Origin of the sequence: Micromonospora sp. DT53 (assembly GCF_049841535.1) — a bacterium.
Taxonomy (GTDB): domain Bacteria; phylum Actinomycetota; class Actinomycetes; order Mycobacteriales; family Micromonosporaceae; genus Micromonospora.
Window position 1 is genome coordinate 223,683 of the sequence record NZ_JBNCKM010000005.1, and the last position, 15,315, is coordinate 238,997.

General features: G+C 70.7%; 17 protein-coding genes. 10 read left to right on the plus strand and 7 right to left on the minus strand.

Annotation, left to right across the window (positions count from 1 at the left end; genetic code table 11):
• Positions 1-147 precede the first annotated feature (147 nt).
• The 4 genes from ACLQ3B_RS17990 (at position 148) to ACLQ3B_RS18005 (ending at position 3,461) form a co-directional block, all read left to right on the plus strand.
• Positions 148-1,602: a glycoside hydrolase family 3 N-terminal domain-containing protein gene (locus ACLQ3B_RS17990; protein ID WP_425781882.1), complete on the plus strand. Its 1,455-nt coding sequence runs from the start codon at positions 148-150 to the stop codon at positions 1,600-1,602.
• Positions 1,603-1,739: 137 nt separating this feature from the next.
• Positions 1,740-2,309, plus strand: coding sequence for a hypothetical protein (locus ACLQ3B_RS17995; RefSeq protein WP_425781883.1), 570 nt, complete (start codon positions 1,740-1,742; stop codon positions 2,307-2,309).
• Positions 2,306-2,800 carry a thiol-disulfide oxidoreductase DCC family protein gene (locus ACLQ3B_RS18000; RefSeq protein ID WP_425781884.1) on the plus strand — a complete coding sequence of 165 codons (495 nt, stop codon included), beginning with the start codon at positions 2,306-2,308 and terminating at the stop codon, positions 2,798-2,800. Before ACLQ3B_RS17995 ends, ACLQ3B_RS18000 begins: the two co-directional genes overlap by 4 nt.
• Positions 2,763-3,461 carry a TetR family transcriptional regulator gene (locus ACLQ3B_RS18005; protein WP_425781885.1) on the plus strand — a complete coding sequence of 233 codons (699 nt, stop codon included), beginning with the start codon at positions 2,763-2,765 and terminating at the stop codon, positions 3,459-3,461. The genes ACLQ3B_RS18000 and ACLQ3B_RS18005 overlap by 38 nt, the downstream gene beginning before the upstream one ends.
• Positions 3,462-3,681: 220 nt before the next feature.
• Here ACLQ3B_RS18005 and ACLQ3B_RS18010 read toward each other — a convergent pair whose 3' ends face one another.
• The gene (locus tag ACLQ3B_RS18010) at positions 3,682-4,344 is read right to left on the minus strand and encodes a GNAT family N-acetyltransferase (RefSeq protein WP_425781886.1); all 663 of its coding nucleotides are present in this window, start codon (positions 4,342-4,344) and stop codon (positions 3,682-3,684) included.
• A 168-nt stretch (positions 4,345-4,512) separates the two neighbouring features.
• On the opposite strand from ACLQ3B_RS18010, the gene ACLQ3B_RS18015 reads away from it, so the two are divergent.
• From ACLQ3B_RS18015 to ACLQ3B_RS18030, 4 genes are all read left to right on the plus strand, one after another.
• Entirely contained in the window at positions 4,513-4,707 is a 195-nt protein-coding gene (locus ACLQ3B_RS18015) for a DNA repair protein (RefSeq protein ID WP_425781887.1), read from the plus strand.
• Between the two features lie 62 nt (positions 4,708-4,769).
• A complete protein-coding gene (locus ACLQ3B_RS18020) occupies positions 4,770-5,024 on the plus strand; it encodes a type II toxin-antitoxin system VapB family antitoxin (protein WP_425781888.1) in 255 nt (84 codons plus the stop codon).
• The gene (locus ACLQ3B_RS18025; protein ID WP_425781889.1) at positions 5,024-5,446 is read left to right on the plus strand and encodes a PIN domain nuclease; all 423 of its coding nucleotides are present in this window, start codon (positions 5,024-5,026) and stop codon (positions 5,444-5,446) included. The genes ACLQ3B_RS18020 and ACLQ3B_RS18025 overlap by 1 nt, the downstream gene beginning before the upstream one ends.
• 110 nt (positions 5,447-5,556) lie before the next feature.
• Positions 5,557-6,075: a hypothetical protein gene (locus tag ACLQ3B_RS18030; protein WP_425781890.1), complete on the plus strand. Its 519-nt coding sequence runs from the start codon at positions 5,557-5,559 to the stop codon at positions 6,073-6,075.
• Positions 6,076-6,085: 10 nt separating this feature from the next.
• On the opposite strand, the gene ACLQ3B_RS18035 is transcribed toward ACLQ3B_RS18030, so the two are convergent.
• Positions 6,086-6,814 carry a Clp protease N-terminal domain-containing protein gene (locus ACLQ3B_RS18035; RefSeq protein WP_425781891.1) on the minus strand — a complete coding sequence of 243 codons (729 nt, stop codon included), beginning with the start codon at positions 6,812-6,814 and terminating at the stop codon, positions 6,086-6,088.
• A 51-nt stretch (positions 6,815-6,865) separates the two neighbouring features.
• Positions 6,866-7,876 (minus strand): glycosyltransferase, encoded by a 1,011-nt coding sequence (locus ACLQ3B_RS18040; protein ID WP_425781892.1) that lies wholly within the window; start codon positions 7,874-7,876, stop codon positions 6,866-6,868.
• A gap of 124 nt (positions 7,877-8,000) precedes the next feature.
• On the opposite strand from ACLQ3B_RS18040, the gene ACLQ3B_RS18045 reads away from it, so the two are divergent.
• The gene (locus ACLQ3B_RS18045) at positions 8,001-8,816 is read left to right on the plus strand and encodes a DUF72 domain-containing protein (RefSeq protein ID WP_425782139.1); all 816 of its coding nucleotides are present in this window, start codon (positions 8,001-8,003) and stop codon (positions 8,814-8,816) included.
• 9 nt (positions 8,817-8,825) lie between these two features.
• Here the strand turns inward: ACLQ3B_RS18045 and ACLQ3B_RS18050 are convergent, their stop codons facing one another.
• Positions 8,826-10,655, minus strand: coding sequence for a glycoside hydrolase family 15 protein (locus ACLQ3B_RS18050; protein ID WP_425782140.1), 1,830 nt, complete (start codon positions 10,653-10,655; stop codon positions 8,826-8,828).
• Positions 10,656-10,822: 167 nt separating this feature from the next.
• On the opposite strand from ACLQ3B_RS18050, the gene ACLQ3B_RS18055 reads away from it, so the two are divergent.
• Entirely contained in the window at positions 10,823-11,248 is a 426-nt protein-coding gene (locus ACLQ3B_RS18055; protein ID WP_425781893.1) for a VOC family protein, read from the plus strand.
• Between the two features lie 70 nt (positions 11,249-11,318).
• Here the strand turns inward: ACLQ3B_RS18055 and ACLQ3B_RS18060 are convergent, their stop codons facing one another.
• The 3 genes from ACLQ3B_RS18060 to ACLQ3B_RS18070 all read right to left on the minus strand — a co-directional run bounded on the left by ACLQ3B_RS18060 (position 11,319) and on the right by ACLQ3B_RS18070 (position 15,250).
• On the minus strand, positions 11,319-12,533 hold the full coding sequence (locus ACLQ3B_RS18060) for an FUSC family protein (RefSeq protein WP_425781894.1): 1,215 nt from the start codon (positions 12,531-12,533) through the stop codon (positions 11,319-11,321).
• A 64-nt stretch (positions 12,534-12,597) separates the two neighbouring features.
• Positions 12,598-12,894, minus strand: coding sequence for a DUF6582 domain-containing protein (locus ACLQ3B_RS18065; RefSeq protein ID WP_425781895.1), 297 nt, complete (start codon positions 12,892-12,894; stop codon positions 12,598-12,600).
• Between the two features lie 136 nt (positions 12,895-13,030).
• Complete coding sequence (locus ACLQ3B_RS18070) at positions 13,031-15,250, minus strand: peptidase M6 immune inhibitor A (RefSeq protein ID WP_425781896.1); 2,220 nt, start codon at positions 15,248-15,250, stop codon at positions 13,031-13,033.
• Between the last annotated feature and the right edge of the window lie 65 nt (positions 15,251-15,315).

Here is a 15,315-nt window from a genome sequence, read left to right on the forward strand (position 1 = left end):
AACTTTGCTAACTGTAAACCAACCTGCGAACGGGTAGCCGTAGCGTAACGGCCACTCGGCGGTGGGACGCTCGGCCGAGTCGGCAGGGCCAAGACCACCACCGGTACGACGTTTCGTACCCGCGGGGCACCGAAGGGGGAAGATCACGTGGGGTTGGATCCAGGACTGCGCCGGCTGGCGCTGGGCACGCTCCTCGCCGCGTACCCGGGACCGGTCCCGCCGGACTGGGCGGTCGACCTGCTGGCCGACGGGTTGGCCGGGCACACCCTGTTCGGCACCAACGTGCACGACCCCGCGCAGGTGGCGGCGAGCACCGCCGCGCTGCGCGCCGGCCGGCCGGACGCGCTGATCGCCATCGACGAGGAGGGCGGCGACGTGACCCGGCTGGCGCACGCCACCGGCAGCCCGTACCCCGGCAACGCCGCCCTCGGGGCGATCGGCGACGTGGCGCTCACCCGACGGGTCTACCAGTCGATCGGCGCGGAGCTGGCCGCGCTCGGCATCACCGTCAACCTCGCCCCCACTGTCGACGTCAACACCGCCGACGACAACCCGGTGATCGGCACGCGATCCTTCGGCGCGGATCCGGTGCGGGTGGCCGCCCACTCGGCCGCCGCCGTGGCGGGGCTACAGGCCGCCGGCGTGGCCGCCTGCGCCAAGCACTTCCCCGGGCACGGCGCCACCGTCACCGACTCCCACCACGAACTGCCCACAGTGGACGCTCCGCTGAGCCTGCTCCGTCAGCGGGACCTGCCGCCGTTCGCGGCCGTCGTCGCCGCCGGGGCGCGCGCCGTGATGACCGCGCACATCCGGGTGCCGGCGCTCACCGGCGCCGACCCGGCCACCTTCAGCCGGGCCGTCCTGGTCGACCTGCTGCGCACCGAGTACGGCTTCACCGGCACCGTCATCACCGACGCGCTGGAGATGAAGGGTGCCGCGGTGGCGGCCGGCGGCGTCGGGCCGGCCGCGGTCCGGGCGCTCAGCGCGGGCGCCGACCTGCTCTGCATCGGCGCGACTGTCGATGCCGAGCTGGTCGAGCGGGTGGCCGCCGAGATCGTCGACGCGCTCGCCGACGGCCGGCTCACCCAGGCGCGGGTCGAGGAGGCCGCCGGCCGCGCCGCCGACCTCGCCGCCTGGACCCGGGCCACCAGCGGGTCGCCGGCCACTGGGGACACCGAGCTGGGGTACGCGGCAGCGCGCCGAGCGGTCCGGGTGGACGGCCTGCTCACCGGCCTGGATCAGCCACTTGTGGTGCAGTTGCACACCGAGTCGACGATTGCCGAGGGTCGGGTGCCGTGGGGCCTCGGGCCACACCTGCACGGGGTGCCGGAGATCCGGGTGATCGCCACCGAGACCGACCCGGCGACACTGCGCGGGTTGGCCGGCGACCGCCCCATCGTGTTTGTCGGACGACACCTGCACCGGCTGCCCGGCGGCCCGGAGCTGATCGCCGACCTGGCGGCGGCGCACCCGGTGACAGTTGTGGAGATGGGCTGGCCGGCGCAGTGGCGGCCGGCGGGCGTCCGCGCCTTCGTCACCACCTACGGCGCGAGTCACGCCAACGGTCGCGCGGCGGCCGAGGTGCTGGGCCTGGCCGGCTGAGCCACCACGTCCTCCGGCCGGGCTCCAGGGCTCGGCCGGAGGGCGCGCTCTCTCGCACCGCCGCACAGTGTCCACAGTCACTCGTCGCACCTTCTTGAACATGTTCAATGTCCGCTCTAGTCTGACGACGTCGGTAGTTGAACACGTTCAAGAAGGGCGTCCACATGGACATCAAGGTCTGGATGTACCTGATCTACCTCGCGGTCAGCGTCGGCCTGACCATCTGGGTGGCCCGAGCGCTGTCCCGCAACGGGCAGGTCTTCCTGGAGGAGGTGTTCGCCGAGGAACGTCTCGCCCGAGCGGTCAACAGCCTCCTGGTGGTCGGCTTCTATCTGCTCAACCTCGGCTACGTCACGGTGGCGATGAAGCACTCCGACCCGGTGGAATCGACAAGCCAGGCCATGGAGGAACTGTCTCTCAAGATCGGCTTGGTGCTGCTGGTGCTCGGCGCGCTGCACTTCTTCAACGTCTTCGCACTCGGCCGCTACCGCCGCAACCGACTCCGCCAGCTCGCCACCCACCCTCCGATCCCCCCGATCGGCCGACTCCCCATGCCGTCCGCCCCACCCGGATCGCAGTTGGTCGGCGCGTACCCGGCAGGGCCACAGCCGACCGGCGGATACCCGGCCGGACCCCATCCGGCCGGACCGCAGCCGGCCGGACCGCAGCCCGGCACCGGTCCGGCGAGCAACCCGCCGACCCGATGACCGTGCCCCCGACCGGTGGCATCGGTCGGCTCCCGGATCCCACCGCGCACCCCGGCGGTGGGATCCGGGGGTTCACCGTCCTGTTCGACGCGGCCTGCCCGCTGTGCCGCGCCGCCCGCCGGTGGTTGACGTCCCGCGCCCAGCTCGTACCCCTGGAGTTCGTGCCGGCCGGGTCCGCCGAGGCCCGGCGGCGCTTTCCCGACCTGGACCACGACGCGACGCTGCGCGACCTCACCGTGATCGCCGACACCGGCGAGGTGTACGCGGGCGACGGCGCCTGGTTCGCCTGTCTCTGGGCGCTGGCCGACCACCGGTCCACGGCCGAGCGGTTGGCCCGACCGCACCTGCTGCCCCTCGCCCGGCAGACGGTGGCCGCCGCCTCGGCGATCCGGGAGCGGATCCGGGACCCGCGGGCCGAGCCGACCGACCAACCGCCGGGATACGGTGACCCCGATGACCGAGCAGCCTGCGCAGACGACCACTGCGGGTGACCCTGCCACCGCCCGAGGCGAGCAGACCCGGCAGCTGATCCGGGACACCGCGATGCGGCTGTTCCGCGAACGCGGATACGCCCAGACCACCATGCGGGCGATCGCGCAGGAGGCCGGCGTGGCGGTCGGCAACGCCTACTACTACTTCGGCTCCAAGGACCACCTGATCCAGGAGTTCTACGCCCAGGCCCAGGTCGAGCACCGGGCCGCCGCGCAGCCCGTGCTCGATCGGGAGGAGGCGTTCGGCCCCCGGCTCGCCGGAGTGCTGCACGCGGGGATCGACGTGTTGACGCCCTCACACGGGTTCGCGGCGACCTTCTTCAAGACGGCGGCCGAGCCCACCTCCCCGCTGAGCCCCTTCTCCGCCGAGTCCTCCGGCCCCCGACAGGCCGCCATCGAGCTGTTCGGCGAGGTGTTGACGGGCTCGACGGCCAAGGTCGACGCCGAGCTGCGCCCACAGTTGCCCGAGCTGCTCTGGCTCGCGTACATGGGCGTGATCCTCTACTGGGTGCACGACCGCTCGCCGGGTCAGACCAAGACCCGCCAGCTGATCGACGGGGCAGTACCGCTGATCGACCGGCTCGTGGCGCTGTCCCGGCTTCGGGTCCTCCGCCCGGTGACCCGACAGGTGCTCGACCTGATTCGCACGCTCCGTCACTAACCCGATTGGTGCCAGCGATCAGCGAAGCAGCAGGTCAAGTCCACTATTCGACACTCCGAACCGACAGCTCCAACCTTGCCTCGAGCCTGTTCGATACGTAGCGTGATCGACGCGTAGCGGCTCGCCCACGGCAGAGCCGCTACACCCGGAACCGGGGCCTGGGGGGAGGTTGCGGACCGTGGATCCGGCCCGGGATCCACGGTCCGCGCCCAACGCTTGCTCAGCGCGGATAGACCCCGTACGCGCGCCAGCCCCGGTCCGGGAAACCGGCCGCTTCGGCGACCCGGGCCGAGGCGTGATTGTCCCGCTCGTGCAGGTAGGTGGGCACCGCCCCCTCGTCGAGCACCCGGCGCGCCGCCTGGGCCGCCAGTCGACGGGCGAAGCCACGCCCCTGGGCGGCCGGCACGGTGCCGACAGCCAACTCGTGCCCGTACGCGTCGTGCCGTTTGATCCCGGCGCCGGCCAGGTAGGCGCCGTCCGGGTCACGGACCACCAGCACCGGCCGGTCGAAGAGTCGCAGCCACGGCGGCAGGCCGGGAGCTGTCGACTCGGTCCACTCCCCCACCTCGGGCAGCGGTGCGGGCGCCAGGCTCCACCGGAAGAGGCCGTCGTGCACGCAGAACTCGGGCCGGCCGACGGCTTCCGGCAGTGCGGCGAGCAGCCGAGCCGGCGTACGGCGAGCCAACGCGCGGACCGCCGCCACGCGATCCGGCGCCACCGAGAGCACCGCGCTCCGCCCGGTGTCCACGGCGAGCGCGGGGCGCAGCCGGCCGTCCCAGGCCGGTTCGGCCCGCCGCTGCGAGGCCACCACGTGCAAGCCCGGCCCGGCCGGCCACTGGCCGAGCCAGGTGGCCAGGTGCAGGTGCAGTCGCCGGTCGAGCATGCGCACCTCCCCGTCACCCGACCCGTCGTGGATCACCGTACGCCGGACGGCAGGGCCGGGCGCAGGATACGTCAGGGCCGAGTGGGCCGGGGTGCGGGAACCGACCTGATGAATTGACCGTCATATGTATTTCCATATCTGGACACCTTTGTTTGGGACGGTGAACGCATGCCGATTCAGCCGAGCGACCACTACCAGCAGGACCCCGAGCGACTGTGGCGGGCGGCGGAGGCAGTTGGAGGCAATCCGCCGCAGCCGCGCTACCGGAACCCCCGCGCGGTCGGCGGCCACGCCCTGTCGTGGGCCGGTTTGAACAAGCTGCCCGTCGGCAGCTCCAGTCGGCACCGCCTGAACACCCACTGACGCACCATCTTTGGCCTAAACTTGGTGCCTTAGCCACGGCTGATCTGGTGTATCGTCACGTCATGACTCGCATCACCGTGGACGTGAACGACGAGTGGCTGGACGCCGCAAAGGATGTGCTTGGCACCGAAACCAAAGTTGCCACCATCAATGCGGCCCTGCACGCGTTCGCCGTACGCCGGCAGGCTCGCGAGATTGTTGCCGCCTTTGATCAGGTGGAGATGGACTTCTCCGGGTCCGTCGACGCCTGGCGCTACGGTGGCGGTCGCGACCTGGACTCGCTCGTCGAGCAGGCGCGTGACGCCGAGGCAGCCTGATGGCTGGTCAGATCCTCTATCTCGCGGACACCTCGGTCTACGTCTTGCAGGGGCGTCACGCGTCGGTCCGGCGGCGCTTCGAGTCGCTTCTGGCCGAGGGGCGGCTCGCCGCCTGCCACATGACCAGCCTGGAATACCTCAACAACGCACCGCACCCGAAGGGGTACGAGATCCTCTGGCAGGCGCTGCGTGGCGGTCGTTGGATGGACGTGTCGACAGCGGCGATGGACCGCGCCATGGCGGTTCATCGCCTCCTCGCGGCCGAGAGCCAGCACCGCAACTTCCGGCTGCCCGACCTGATCATCGCGGCGACCGCCGAGGAACACGGCGCGACCGTCCTGCACTACGACGCCGACTACGACCGCATCGCCGCTGTCACCGGCCAACCCAGCGAGTGGGTGGCACCGAAGGGCAGCCTCTGACGTTCGCCCGGGGCGACACACCGGAGGAGGTCCAGCGGCGGCTTTCGCACACCTGTCGGGTAATTTCTTGTGGTCCGCCATCCCGGCCTACGACAGGAGAAGCTCCGCGCATGGGCAAGAAGACGATCCACGTCTCCGACTTCACCGGCACGGTTCTGCAGCAGGACGACGAGGTGGTCCGCGTCGTCGTGCTGGAGCACCCGGACCTGGTCGCCGGGCCCGTGCAGTTGGACGCCACCCCGGGCGAGGTGGAACACATCGACGACGCCGCGCTGGACGTGGCGGTGGTGGAGATCCACGACCGGCACGGTGGCGGCGAGCCCCGTCGGGTGGTGTTGACCGCCAGCGAGTTCGACGCGATGGCCACCGACGTGCCGATGGCGCAGCTGTTGAAGACGGCCGAGCGGGTCCGTCCACCCAAGGCCCGCAAGAGCGTCGAGAAGATCGACTACGGCACGCTGGAGCACGCCGGCAAGCCACACCGGGGCCGGGTCACCGAGGAGGAGGCCCGCCTGGTGCGCGAGCACCTCGACGAGGTCAACAAGCGCCTCGCCGACGCGGGCGTACGCCAGATCGACTCGGCCGATCCGGAGCACGCCCTGCGTTACGGCTTTCCTGAGGTCTCCTGACTCCGGGTTCTCACTCCTTCCCGACGGCGGCGGCGAGGGCGCTGGCCAGGTCGGCCTCGACCGTCGCCTTGTCCAGGCCGAGGTTGGTGAGCACGCCGGCGCCGTCCTCGTGCTCCAGCAGGGCGAGCAGGATGTGCTCGGTGCCGATGTAGTTGTGCCCGAGGCGCAGCGCCTCCCGGAAGGTCAGCTCCAACGCCTTCTTGCCGCGGGCGTCGTACGGGATGAGGTCCGGAACCTGCTCGGCCCGCGGTGGGAGGACGGCACCGACCGCCTCCCGTACCGCCTCGGGGGTGGCGCCGCGACCGGCCATCACCCTGGCGGCCAGCCCCTCCGGCTCGGCCAGCAGGCCCAGCACCAGGTGCTCGGGGCCGATCTCGGCGTTGCCGCTGGCACGGGCCTCCTCCTGCGAGGCGATCACCACGTTGCGGGCGCGAGGGGTGAACCGGCCGAAGCCGGCGTTGGGGTCGAGCGCACCCGCGTCGGTCGCCTTCGGCACGAAGCGCTTCTGGGCGGCCTGCTTGGTGACCCCCATGCTGCGGCCGATGTCGGTCCAGGAGGCGCCCGAGCGCCGGGCCTGGTCGACGAAGTGTCCGATCAGGTGATCGGCGACCTCGCCGAGGTGATCGGCGGCGATGACCGCGTCGGTGAGTTGGTCGAGCGCATCGGTGTGCGCCGTCTTGATCGCCTGGATCAGGTCGTCGAGCTTGACGGTGTTACCGATCTGGAGAGGTTCTGTCATGCGTCAACCTTAGGTTGACGCGTCCGTGACGTCAACCCAGAGTTGACGATCTCAGGCTGCGTACTCCGGCAGGAGCTGCGCGACGGCCGCCGGCGAGGGCATCGCGGCGATCTCCTCGGCGACCGCGCGGGCCGCGTCGCGCTGCTCGGCCTGGCCATGCCGCGGAAGCAGGAGGTGAGCCTGCTCGGCGATGGCGCTCGCGTCCACCTGGCCGGGAAGGAGCCGCAGTGCGACGCCGGCGGCGGCGAGCGCGTCGGCGTTGGCGAACTGGTCGGCGCCCTGCGGCAACATCAACTGGGGTACGCCCGCCGCGAGCGCGCCGAGCGTGGTGCCGCTGCCCCCGTGGTGCACCACCAGGTCGACGAGCGGCAGCAGCTCCGCCTGGGACACCCAGGACTGCACGCTGACGTGATCAGGGATCTCGCCCAGTTGTTCCAGGGGCACCCGGCCCGCCGCGACCACCACCTGCGCGTCCAGCGTCGCCAGACCGGCGAGGGCCGTGCGCAGCAGCTCCGGCGTGCCGAACGCGGTGCCGAGGGTCAGATAGACCAACGGTCGGGACGTCCGGTGGTTCACCCGTTCGGGCAGTGGGGTCGGTGTCGAGAAGGCGACAGGTCGCAGCTCGATCCGACGTTCGGTGGCGAGGAAGCTCCTGTCCTGCAGCGAGGGCGGCCAGATGTCCAGGTGCGGCCGGCCGACGACCTCGGCGTTCCTGGTGGGGAGTTCCAGGCCGATGCCCTCCGGAAACATCCGACCGAACCCGTGCCACAGGCCAGGGATCCCGGCCCGATGAGCCGCCACGGCCGCCCCCGGCAGCCCCCACTCGTGCACCACCAGGTCGGGCCGCAGCCGCGCCAGCTCCGGTGCGAGATCCTCGGCGTACACCTCGTAGAAGGCGTCGCCGGGGCGGAACGGCCGCAGGCCGTGCGCGGCGAGTGGCGCGTGCACCTCCGGACCGGCGGCGAAGTGGACCTCGTGCCCGGCCTCCCGGGCGGCCATCGCCAGCGGGATCAGCGGATAGGTGTGACCGACCGACGCAAGACTTGCGAACAGCACACGCATGGCGTCGGACCCTACCTGCCGCACCATGGGCCCAGCCGGGTCCGCCGGCCCGTATACGGTGGCTCCGGTCGAGCGCGGGTCACCGGCGGGAGGGGCGGTCATGCGTCTGCACGTGGGGTGCGCGATGTGGAGCCACCGGTCGTGGCCAGGCCACCGGCTGCCGCCCACGGAGCGCCTGCGGCACTACGCCAGCTGGTGCGACGCCGTGGAGGGCAACACCACGTTCTACGCGACCCCGGCCCGGGACACCGTCGCCTCCTGGGCCGCGCAGACGGACCCCGCCTTCCGGTTCGTCCTCAAGCTCCCCAAGGTCATCACGCACGAACGCCGGCTCACCGACGTCGGCGAACCGCTGCGCGCCTTCCTGGACGCCATCGAGCCGCTCGGCCCCCGCGCCCACGCCCTCTGGATCCAGCTACCCGGCTCGTTCGCACCCGCCGACGTCCCGACCCTGAGCCGCTTCCTCGATCAGCTTCCGCAGTCCCACAGGTACGCGGTGGAGGTCCGCCATCCCGCGTTCTTCACCGACGCCCGCGCGGCCCGACTGCTCGGGACGACCCTCGCCGCCGCCAGCGCCGAGTGGATCCCCTTCGACACGACAGCCTTCTTCGCCAGCCGGCCGACCAGCGACGCGGAGCGGGACGCCTGGACCAAGAAGCCGCGCGTGCCGCTCCGGTCCCTCGCGCTGACCGACCGGCCGATCGTCCGCTACCTCGGTCGCGACGACCCGACACGCACGGTCGACGGGTGGCAGCACTGGATCGACGTGACAGTCACCTGGCTGCGCGAGGGGCGCTCGCCGACGATGTTCGTCCACACCCCGGACAACGCCGACGCGCCGGCGCTCGCCCGCCGGTTCCACGACGAGGTACGGGCACGCGTACCCGGGCTCGACGCGTTGCCCGAGCCGATCCCGGTCGAGCCGCTGACGCTGTTCTGACCGGACCGGTCAGCCCTGCGGGTCGAGCAGGTCGTCGAGGTGCGCCGCGGTGCTGATCAGCGAGAGGTGGCTGAACGCCTGCGGGAAGTTGCCGATCTGCTCACCGGTCGGCGCGATCTCCTCGGAGAAGAGGCCGAGCGGGTTGCTGTAGGTGAGCATCTTCTCGAAGGTCAACCGGGCGTCGTCGATCCGGCCGGCCAGGGCGAGCGCCTGTACGTACCAGAAGGTGCACATGTTGAAGGTGCCCTCGGTGCCGGCGAGACCGTCCGGCGAGGCTTGCGGGTCGTAACGGTAGACCAGGCTGTCGGAGACCAGGCCGGTGTCCATCGCCCGCAGCGTCGACTCCCACATCGGGTCGGTCGGCGAGATGAAGTTCAGCCCCGGCATCGCCAGCAGCGAGGCGTCCAGGATGTCGGAGCCGTAGTGCTGCACGAACGCGCCACGTTCCTGGTTGAACCCACGGGTCATCACCTGCTGGTAGATGGCGTCCCGTTGCGCGGACCAGCGGGCGATGTCGCCGGGGCGGCCCCGGCGGCCCGCGATGCGGATGGCCCGGTCCAGCGCGACCCAGGACAACACCCGACCGTAGGTGAAGTCCTGCCGACCCGACCGGGTCTCCCAGATGCCGTCCTCGGGCTGGTCCCAGTGCTCACAGAGCCAGTCCATCAGGCCGGCCGTCTTGCGCCACCCCTCGTACGGCGGGATCAGCCCGTTGCGGTCCGCGAGATCCAACGCGACGAGCGCCTCGCCGTAGATGTCGAGTTGGAGTTGGCCCGCCGCACCGTTGCCGATCCGCACCGGCGCGGAGCCGCGATAGCCCTCCAGGTGACCCAACACCTCCTCGGGAAGGTCCGGTGAGCCGTCGATGCGGTACATGATCTGCAGCGGCAGGTTGCCGTCCCGGGCCTCACGGATGCGCGCGTCGAGCCAGAGCAGATATTTCTGGGCCTCGTCGGTGAAGCCCAGGCGCAGCAGCGCGTGCACCGAGAACGACGCGTCCCGGATCCAGGTGTAGCGGTAGTCCCAGTTCCGCTGCCCACCGATCTGCTCCGGCAGCCCCGCGGTGGGCGCGGCGACCAGGGCACCGGTCGGCGCGTACGTCATCAGCTTGAGGGTCATCGCCGAGCGCTCGACCACCTCCCGCCAGCGGCCCTTGTAGCGGGAACCGCCCACCCACCGCCGCCAGTGGTCGCGGGTCTCGGCGAGTAGTTCGCACGCCTCGTCCGTACTGAGTGCGCGGGGCGCGTGCGGGCTGGCCGTCTCCAGGACAACACCGCCGATGTCACCGGCGTGCAGCGTGAACGACGCGGACACGCCGTCGGCGTCACGTCGAATGTCCCTCGTGTCGAACTCGCGGAGCGAGTTCTTGAAGGCGGCGAGGGTGAGGCTCATCGTCGCGCTGCGGAAGACGTCACCCTCCGGGTGCACCTCCAGCTCGTACGGATCGCGCCCGTAGTTGAACCGTGGGTGGCAGTGGAAACGGAACCGCATGCTTCCCCGGACCATCCGGACCAGCCGGATCAACCGGTGCCGGTCGGTGGCCTGCGCACCGGTGACGGGCATGAAGTCCAACAGCTCACCGACTCCGTCGGCGCTGTGGAAGCGGGTGATCAGGATCGGCGTACCGGGCAGGTAGAGCTGCTTGCTCGCGTAGTCGACACCGTCGGGCGAGAGCTGGAAGTGGCCGCCCTTGCGGCGGTCCAGCAGCGCGCCGAAGATGCTCGGCGAGTCGAAGCGGGGCGCGCAGAACCAGTCGACCGTACCGTCCGTGCTGATCAGCGCCGCGGTCTGTAGATCACCGATCAGACCGTGGTTCTCGACTGCCGGGTAGCTCTCCACGCCGTCCCCCGCCATCCGTGCCGGGCAATGGCGGCGACTACCCGGAAATTGACGGAAGATGCGACCCCGCCGCTCGACACGGTCACGGCCCCTGACTCATTGCGGAAGCAAAACTTCCGCAATCGTCGATAGCGTCAACACCAACGACATCGACGAGAGGACACCTGATGAGCCTGCGAGGCTTTGCCACCCTGAACATCTGGGCGGACGACGTGGCAGCGGCAACGGCCTGGTACGCGGACTTCCTCGGCGTCGAGGCGTACTTCATGCGCCCCGGCCCCGACGGACGCCCGGCCTACACCGAGTTCCGCATCGGGGACTACCAGGCCGAGCTGGGCATCATCGACCGCAGGTTCGCACCGGCCGGCGCGGCGACCGGGCCGGGCGGCGTGGTCATGCACTGGTACGTGGACGACCTCGACGCGACAGTCGAGCGACTGTTGGCGATGGGTGCCACCGAGTACCAGCCGATCACCCCGCACGGGGGCGAGGGGTTCATCACCGCGGCGGTGGTCGACCCGTTCGGCAACGTGCTGGGCGTCATGAAGAACCCGCACTACGTCGAGGTCCTCGCCGCACTGAAGGCGACCTGACCTGGGCGTCCCCGACGGCGCCGACGCGCGGCCGGCGGCTCAGCGATAGCGGCGGAGGTGCCGGGGCGGTTCAGTCCCACTCGTCCCGGTCCGCCGTCCGCCGCACCAACGCTGCCGCCTCGTTGGCGTTCAGCCCGCTGGCCATCAGCAGGTCGTGTGCCGACGTGCGAAAGTCACCCGCGGCGATCATGCCCGAGTAGCCCAGCCGGTGCGTGTGCGGGCGGGTGGGATCCGAGGCGGCGGGCCCCTGCGCCTTTCCGACCAACTCGATGGCGGAAAGGATCTGCTGGCGCGCCTGTTGCGGCTCGGCCCGCGCGCGGATCGCGCAGCGCAGCGTCTGCACGCTGTCGGCCAGCAGGTCGATGGCCCCGGGAAACTCCTCCGGCACCGGTTCACCGTCCCGCAGGGCCCTGGTGAGCCTCCTCGCGATCGCGCGCATGCTGTACAGGGTGCGTTCCATGTGTCGGACGGCATCGGTGTAGTAGGCCAGGGATGGGCGCTCCCGCCAGCGCAGTGGCGCCAGTCGCACCACCTCCTGTGCGGCGCCGAGCCCCTCGTCGAGCACGGTCAGCCGGGAGCCGAGGCCGCGTAACGCGTCAAGGCTCCGCTGGGCGCCGTCAAGATCCCGAAGGCGTAGCGCCGCGGCCAGCTCGTGCATGGCGGTGATGGCCGGGTCGAGGACGGGTTCGGCCAGCCGCCGCACGGTCCGCTGCGGGTGGATGGGCACCAGCAACAGACCGACCGCCAACCCGACCACGCCGCCGACCGCGGCGTCGACGAAGCGAGGGACGGACAGGTCACGCACGGGCGGTTCCAGGGTGGCGATCAGCACGGCGGTGCCGCCGGCCTGCGTGAGCAGGGAGCCACCGCCCTTGAGCAGGATGGCGACGATGATCGCCAGCACGACGACCACCCCGGTCTGCCAGGCCCCGATGCCGAACAACGGCATGAGCGCGTCTCCGACGGCGAGCCCGAGAACGACCCCGACCAGCAGCTCGATGGTGCGCCGCAGGCGCGAGCCCATCGAGGCGGCCACGATGCCGACCGCGGTGGTGGGCGCGAGCACCGGGGCGGGATTGTCCAGGAACTCGTACCCCACGAACCAGGCGATCGTCGCCGCGACGCCGGCCTGCACGGCGAGCAGCCCGAAGAGGCGAAACCGCCAGGCGCGGGAGCGCAAGCCGTGCCGCACCCGGCCGCGCAGGCCGGCCCAGGTTCGGTCGACCCGGGACCCGCGGTGCGGGGGCGGGTCGTGGTCAGCTGCCGGCTCCTGGTTGGCGGGCATCCGCGCCGCTTACCCAGCGAAGGCGTACCTATCCGGCGGGTGAGCCGAATCGTCTGGCGTCCGGTCAGTGGGCGGGGTTCGGCGTGTGCGGGAGTTTGCCGAGTTGACGCCAGTTCGTCTCGGCGACGTCGACACCGTAGTGCTTGGCGGCGGCAAGGATGTTCTGAAAGGCCAGGTCACGGTCCTTGTCGGTGACGCCCTGCACCTGGTCGAACCGGGCGATGGCATTGCGGACGTGGCCCGCATCGGTCATCGGCTCCTTGCGCTTGTCGGGGAACGCGAAGACGCTCTCCGGCAGCTCGCGCTTGTCCTTGTCCGACAGGGTGCCGTGCTGCTCGTGGGGCTTCCAGGTTGACTTCATCGCCCAGCATTACCCGCGCGCTCTCCGGCAGCACCTCCGAAGCCGACATTTTCCGGGCGAGCCGAGCCGACCGGCACAGCGTGGGGGCACCCGGCGTCGACATCGACGGCGAGTGCCCCCACAACCGGGGTGGAGATCAGCTCAGCGAGCTGCTGCCCCCGGGCTGGACCACACCGTTCACGGTGAGCTTGTACGGTGCGTACTGCCGCACCTGCTCGGTCGGCTCGTCGTACGCCACGACGGCGACGACCTTCGGGAAGGCGTCCAGCACGGCCAGCTCAAGCTTGCCGATGGTGACCTCGGAGCGGCCGTTCTTCTCGAACTGCCAGGCGATCGAGTGCTTCTCGTCGATGCCGACGAGTCGCAGGTTCCAGTTGTTGATCTGGGTCGGCCGGATCTCGGTGGGCGAGTCGAACGGTGCCAGGCTGGCACCGTCGCTGAGCAGGGTCCCGCCGACGGTGATGTCGTCGAGCAGCAGGCCGCCCTCGTTGGTGCCGCCATCGCTGACGTACTGGAAACCGAGCAGCACGGTCTTCCCGGCGTACGCCGACAGGTCGTACGAGCGGGCCTCGAAGCCGCTCGTCGTGCCGTTGAGCGCCGGCCCGCGCGGCCCGTCGACAGTCTTGTCGCCGGGGATCGCGGTGTACGTGGCGCCGCCGTCGGTCGACACGGTGACGTAGCCGTAGTCGTAGCCGAGCTCCGCGCCGTACTTGGCCTGGAACCGCAGCGTCGGGTCGGCGGTCGGCACGGCGACCGAGGTGACGGCCGTCGAGTCGAGGCTGTTGGCGTTGCCGGAGAAGAGCACCGCGTTGCCCGGCCGGTCCGGGTCCTGGTTGGTGGTCGTCCAGGACAGCGGAAGCGCGGGCAGGGTCTTGGCGCCCTGGAACTTCACCGATCGCAGGTCACGACCGCTGAGCACCTTGCCCTTGGCCGCGCCCAGCTGCACGTAGTCGGCACCGTTCGGCGCGACGCCCGGCGTACCGTTGGCCGCCGCGCTGGCCAGGTTGACCGTGGAGCGCAGGCTCGGCGTGGTGACCCGGCTCTTGGCGACGCCGAGGGTGATGCCGAGCTTCGACTCGCCGACGAGCTTGTCGAGCAGCGTCATCGACTGGAAATCGTGGATGACCTGGTAGACGTCGTGGACCCCGACCGTCTCCAGCTCGGCGTCCAGGCTCGCGAGGCCCTGCCGGGCACCGTCGCGGTGCAACCGGGACATGAACTCGGCGCCGTAGCGGTCGTACAGGAAGAGCATCAACGAGTACGCGTTGCCGTAGTCGGCGAGGACCGCGTTCGGGTTGGGGCTCTCGTCCCAGAGGGTGAGGGAGTTCTCCGGGCCGCCGCAGTCCCGCGGATTGGTGTTGTACGGCGTCTGGACCGTGCCGAACCCCTGGTAGCAGTAGAGGTGACCGTCGGCGCCCCGGTCGAAGACCGTGGCCTTCGAGTCGCTGTACCCGGTCAACGACATGGCGAAGTCGGAGAGACCCTCGTTGATCCAGTTACCCTCGAACGGGTCCGCGTAGTAGTGCGCGAGGTGCTGCCACTCGTGCGCGAACGTGCCCTCGTAGCTGTTCGGCCGGGCGCCCCGGCTGGTGCACAGGTCGCTGGTCGGCTCGTCCGGCGGGTTCGCCGTCATGCGGTGCAGCCAGTCGAACGCGTCGACTGTCATCACGTTGCGGTCGAGCAGCTCGTTGAACTGCGCGGAGAAGAACCCGGCGATGTACGTCGGTGCCGCCGGGAACGTGTAGTAGTTGTCGTCCCGCACGTTGTCGACGAGGGTGACGGTCTTGTTGCCGGCACCGGTGTAGACCCCACCGTTGCCGTTGGCGTCCGCACCGATCTGGGCGTTGGTGCCGTCCCGGTCCGGCGGGGTGCTGAAGGCGTTGGTCTCCTTCGGGTACATGTTCGTGTCGAACTCGTCGACGAGGTGCTTCACCTGCGCGTCGGTGATCTGCGTCGAGGTCGGCACCTGGGCGCGGCAGTCACCGGCCGGGAAGGACAGGTCGTTGGCGACCCAGACCTCGATGTGCTCACCGACCGCCCGCAGCGTGTAGTCCTTGCGGTAGACGGAGCCCTGGACGTCGTCGAGGCCGAGCCACTGACGGACCGTGCCGACCGGTGGCGTCTCGACCGACTGCGCCTGCCGCCGCGCGCCCGTGCGCGGCTGGTACCGCGAGGGCGTCGCGATCGGTCGACCGTCCAGCGTGAAGTCCTTCCGGGTGAGCTCACGCATGTCACTCGGCGGGGCGACCTTCGGCGCGGCGGCTTGCGCCGACGCCGGTGACGTCACGGCCACGACGGTGAGAGCCGGTAGGACGAGGACAGCGGCGAGCGCCCCAACCATGCGGGTGCGAGCCATGGAACCTCCTTCGGGTGTGCAACCCGGTTCCCGTGAGTCCGGTCGGGTGTCGACCGCTCACGATG

Excerpts from the sequence above, each read along its gene's own strand:
- ACLQ3B_RS18030 (WP_425781890.1), top strand. The coding sequence starts at position 5,557 with ATGGGCAAGAAGACGATCCACGTCTCCGACTTCACCGGCACGGTTCTG.
- ACLQ3B_RS18000 (WP_425781884.1), top strand. The coding sequence starts at position 2,306 with ATGACCGTGCCCCCGACCGGTGGCATCGGTCGGCTCCCGGATCCCACC.
- ACLQ3B_RS18060 (WP_425781894.1), bottom strand. The coding sequence starts at position 12,533 with ATGCCCGCCAACCAGGAGCCGGCAGCTGACCACGACCCGCCCCCGCAC.
- ACLQ3B_RS18010 (WP_425781886.1), bottom strand. The coding sequence starts at position 4,344 with ATGCTCGACCGGCGACTGCACCTGCACCTGGCCACCTGGCTCGGCCAG.
- ACLQ3B_RS18055 (WP_425781893.1), top strand. The coding sequence starts at position 10,823 with ATGAGCCTGCGAGGCTTTGCCACCCTGAACATCTGGGCGGACGACGTG.
- ACLQ3B_RS18040 (WP_425781892.1), bottom strand. The coding sequence starts at position 7,876 with ATGCGTGTGCTGTTCGCAAGTCTTGCGTCGGTCGGTCACACCTATCCG.
- ACLQ3B_RS18070 (WP_425781896.1), bottom strand. The coding sequence starts at position 15,250 with ATGGCTCGCACCCGCATGGTTGGGGCGCTCGCCGCTGTCCTCGTCCTA.
- ACLQ3B_RS18065 (WP_425781895.1), bottom strand. The coding sequence starts at position 12,894 with ATGAAGTCAACCTGGAAGCCCCACGAGCAGCACGGCACCCTGTCGGAC.
- ACLQ3B_RS18045 (WP_425782139.1), top strand. The coding sequence starts at position 8,001 with ATGTGGAGCCACCGGTCGTGGCCAGGCCACCGGCTGCCGCCCACGGAG.
- ACLQ3B_RS18015 (WP_425781887.1), top strand. The coding sequence starts at position 4,513 with ATGCCGATTCAGCCGAGCGACCACTACCAGCAGGACCCCGAGCGACTG.
- ACLQ3B_RS18005 (WP_425781885.1), top strand. The coding sequence starts at position 2,763 with ATGACCGAGCAGCCTGCGCAGACGACCACTGCGGGTGACCCTGCCACC.
- ACLQ3B_RS18020 (WP_425781888.1), top strand. The coding sequence starts at position 4,770 with ATGACTCGCATCACCGTGGACGTGAACGACGAGTGGCTGGACGCCGCA.
- ACLQ3B_RS18035 (WP_425781891.1), bottom strand. The coding sequence starts at position 6,814 with ATGACAGAACCTCTCCAGATCGGTAACACCGTCAAGCTCGACGACCTG.
- ACLQ3B_RS18025 (WP_425781889.1), top strand. The coding sequence starts at position 5,024 with ATGGCTGGTCAGATCCTCTATCTCGCGGACACCTCGGTCTACGTCTTG.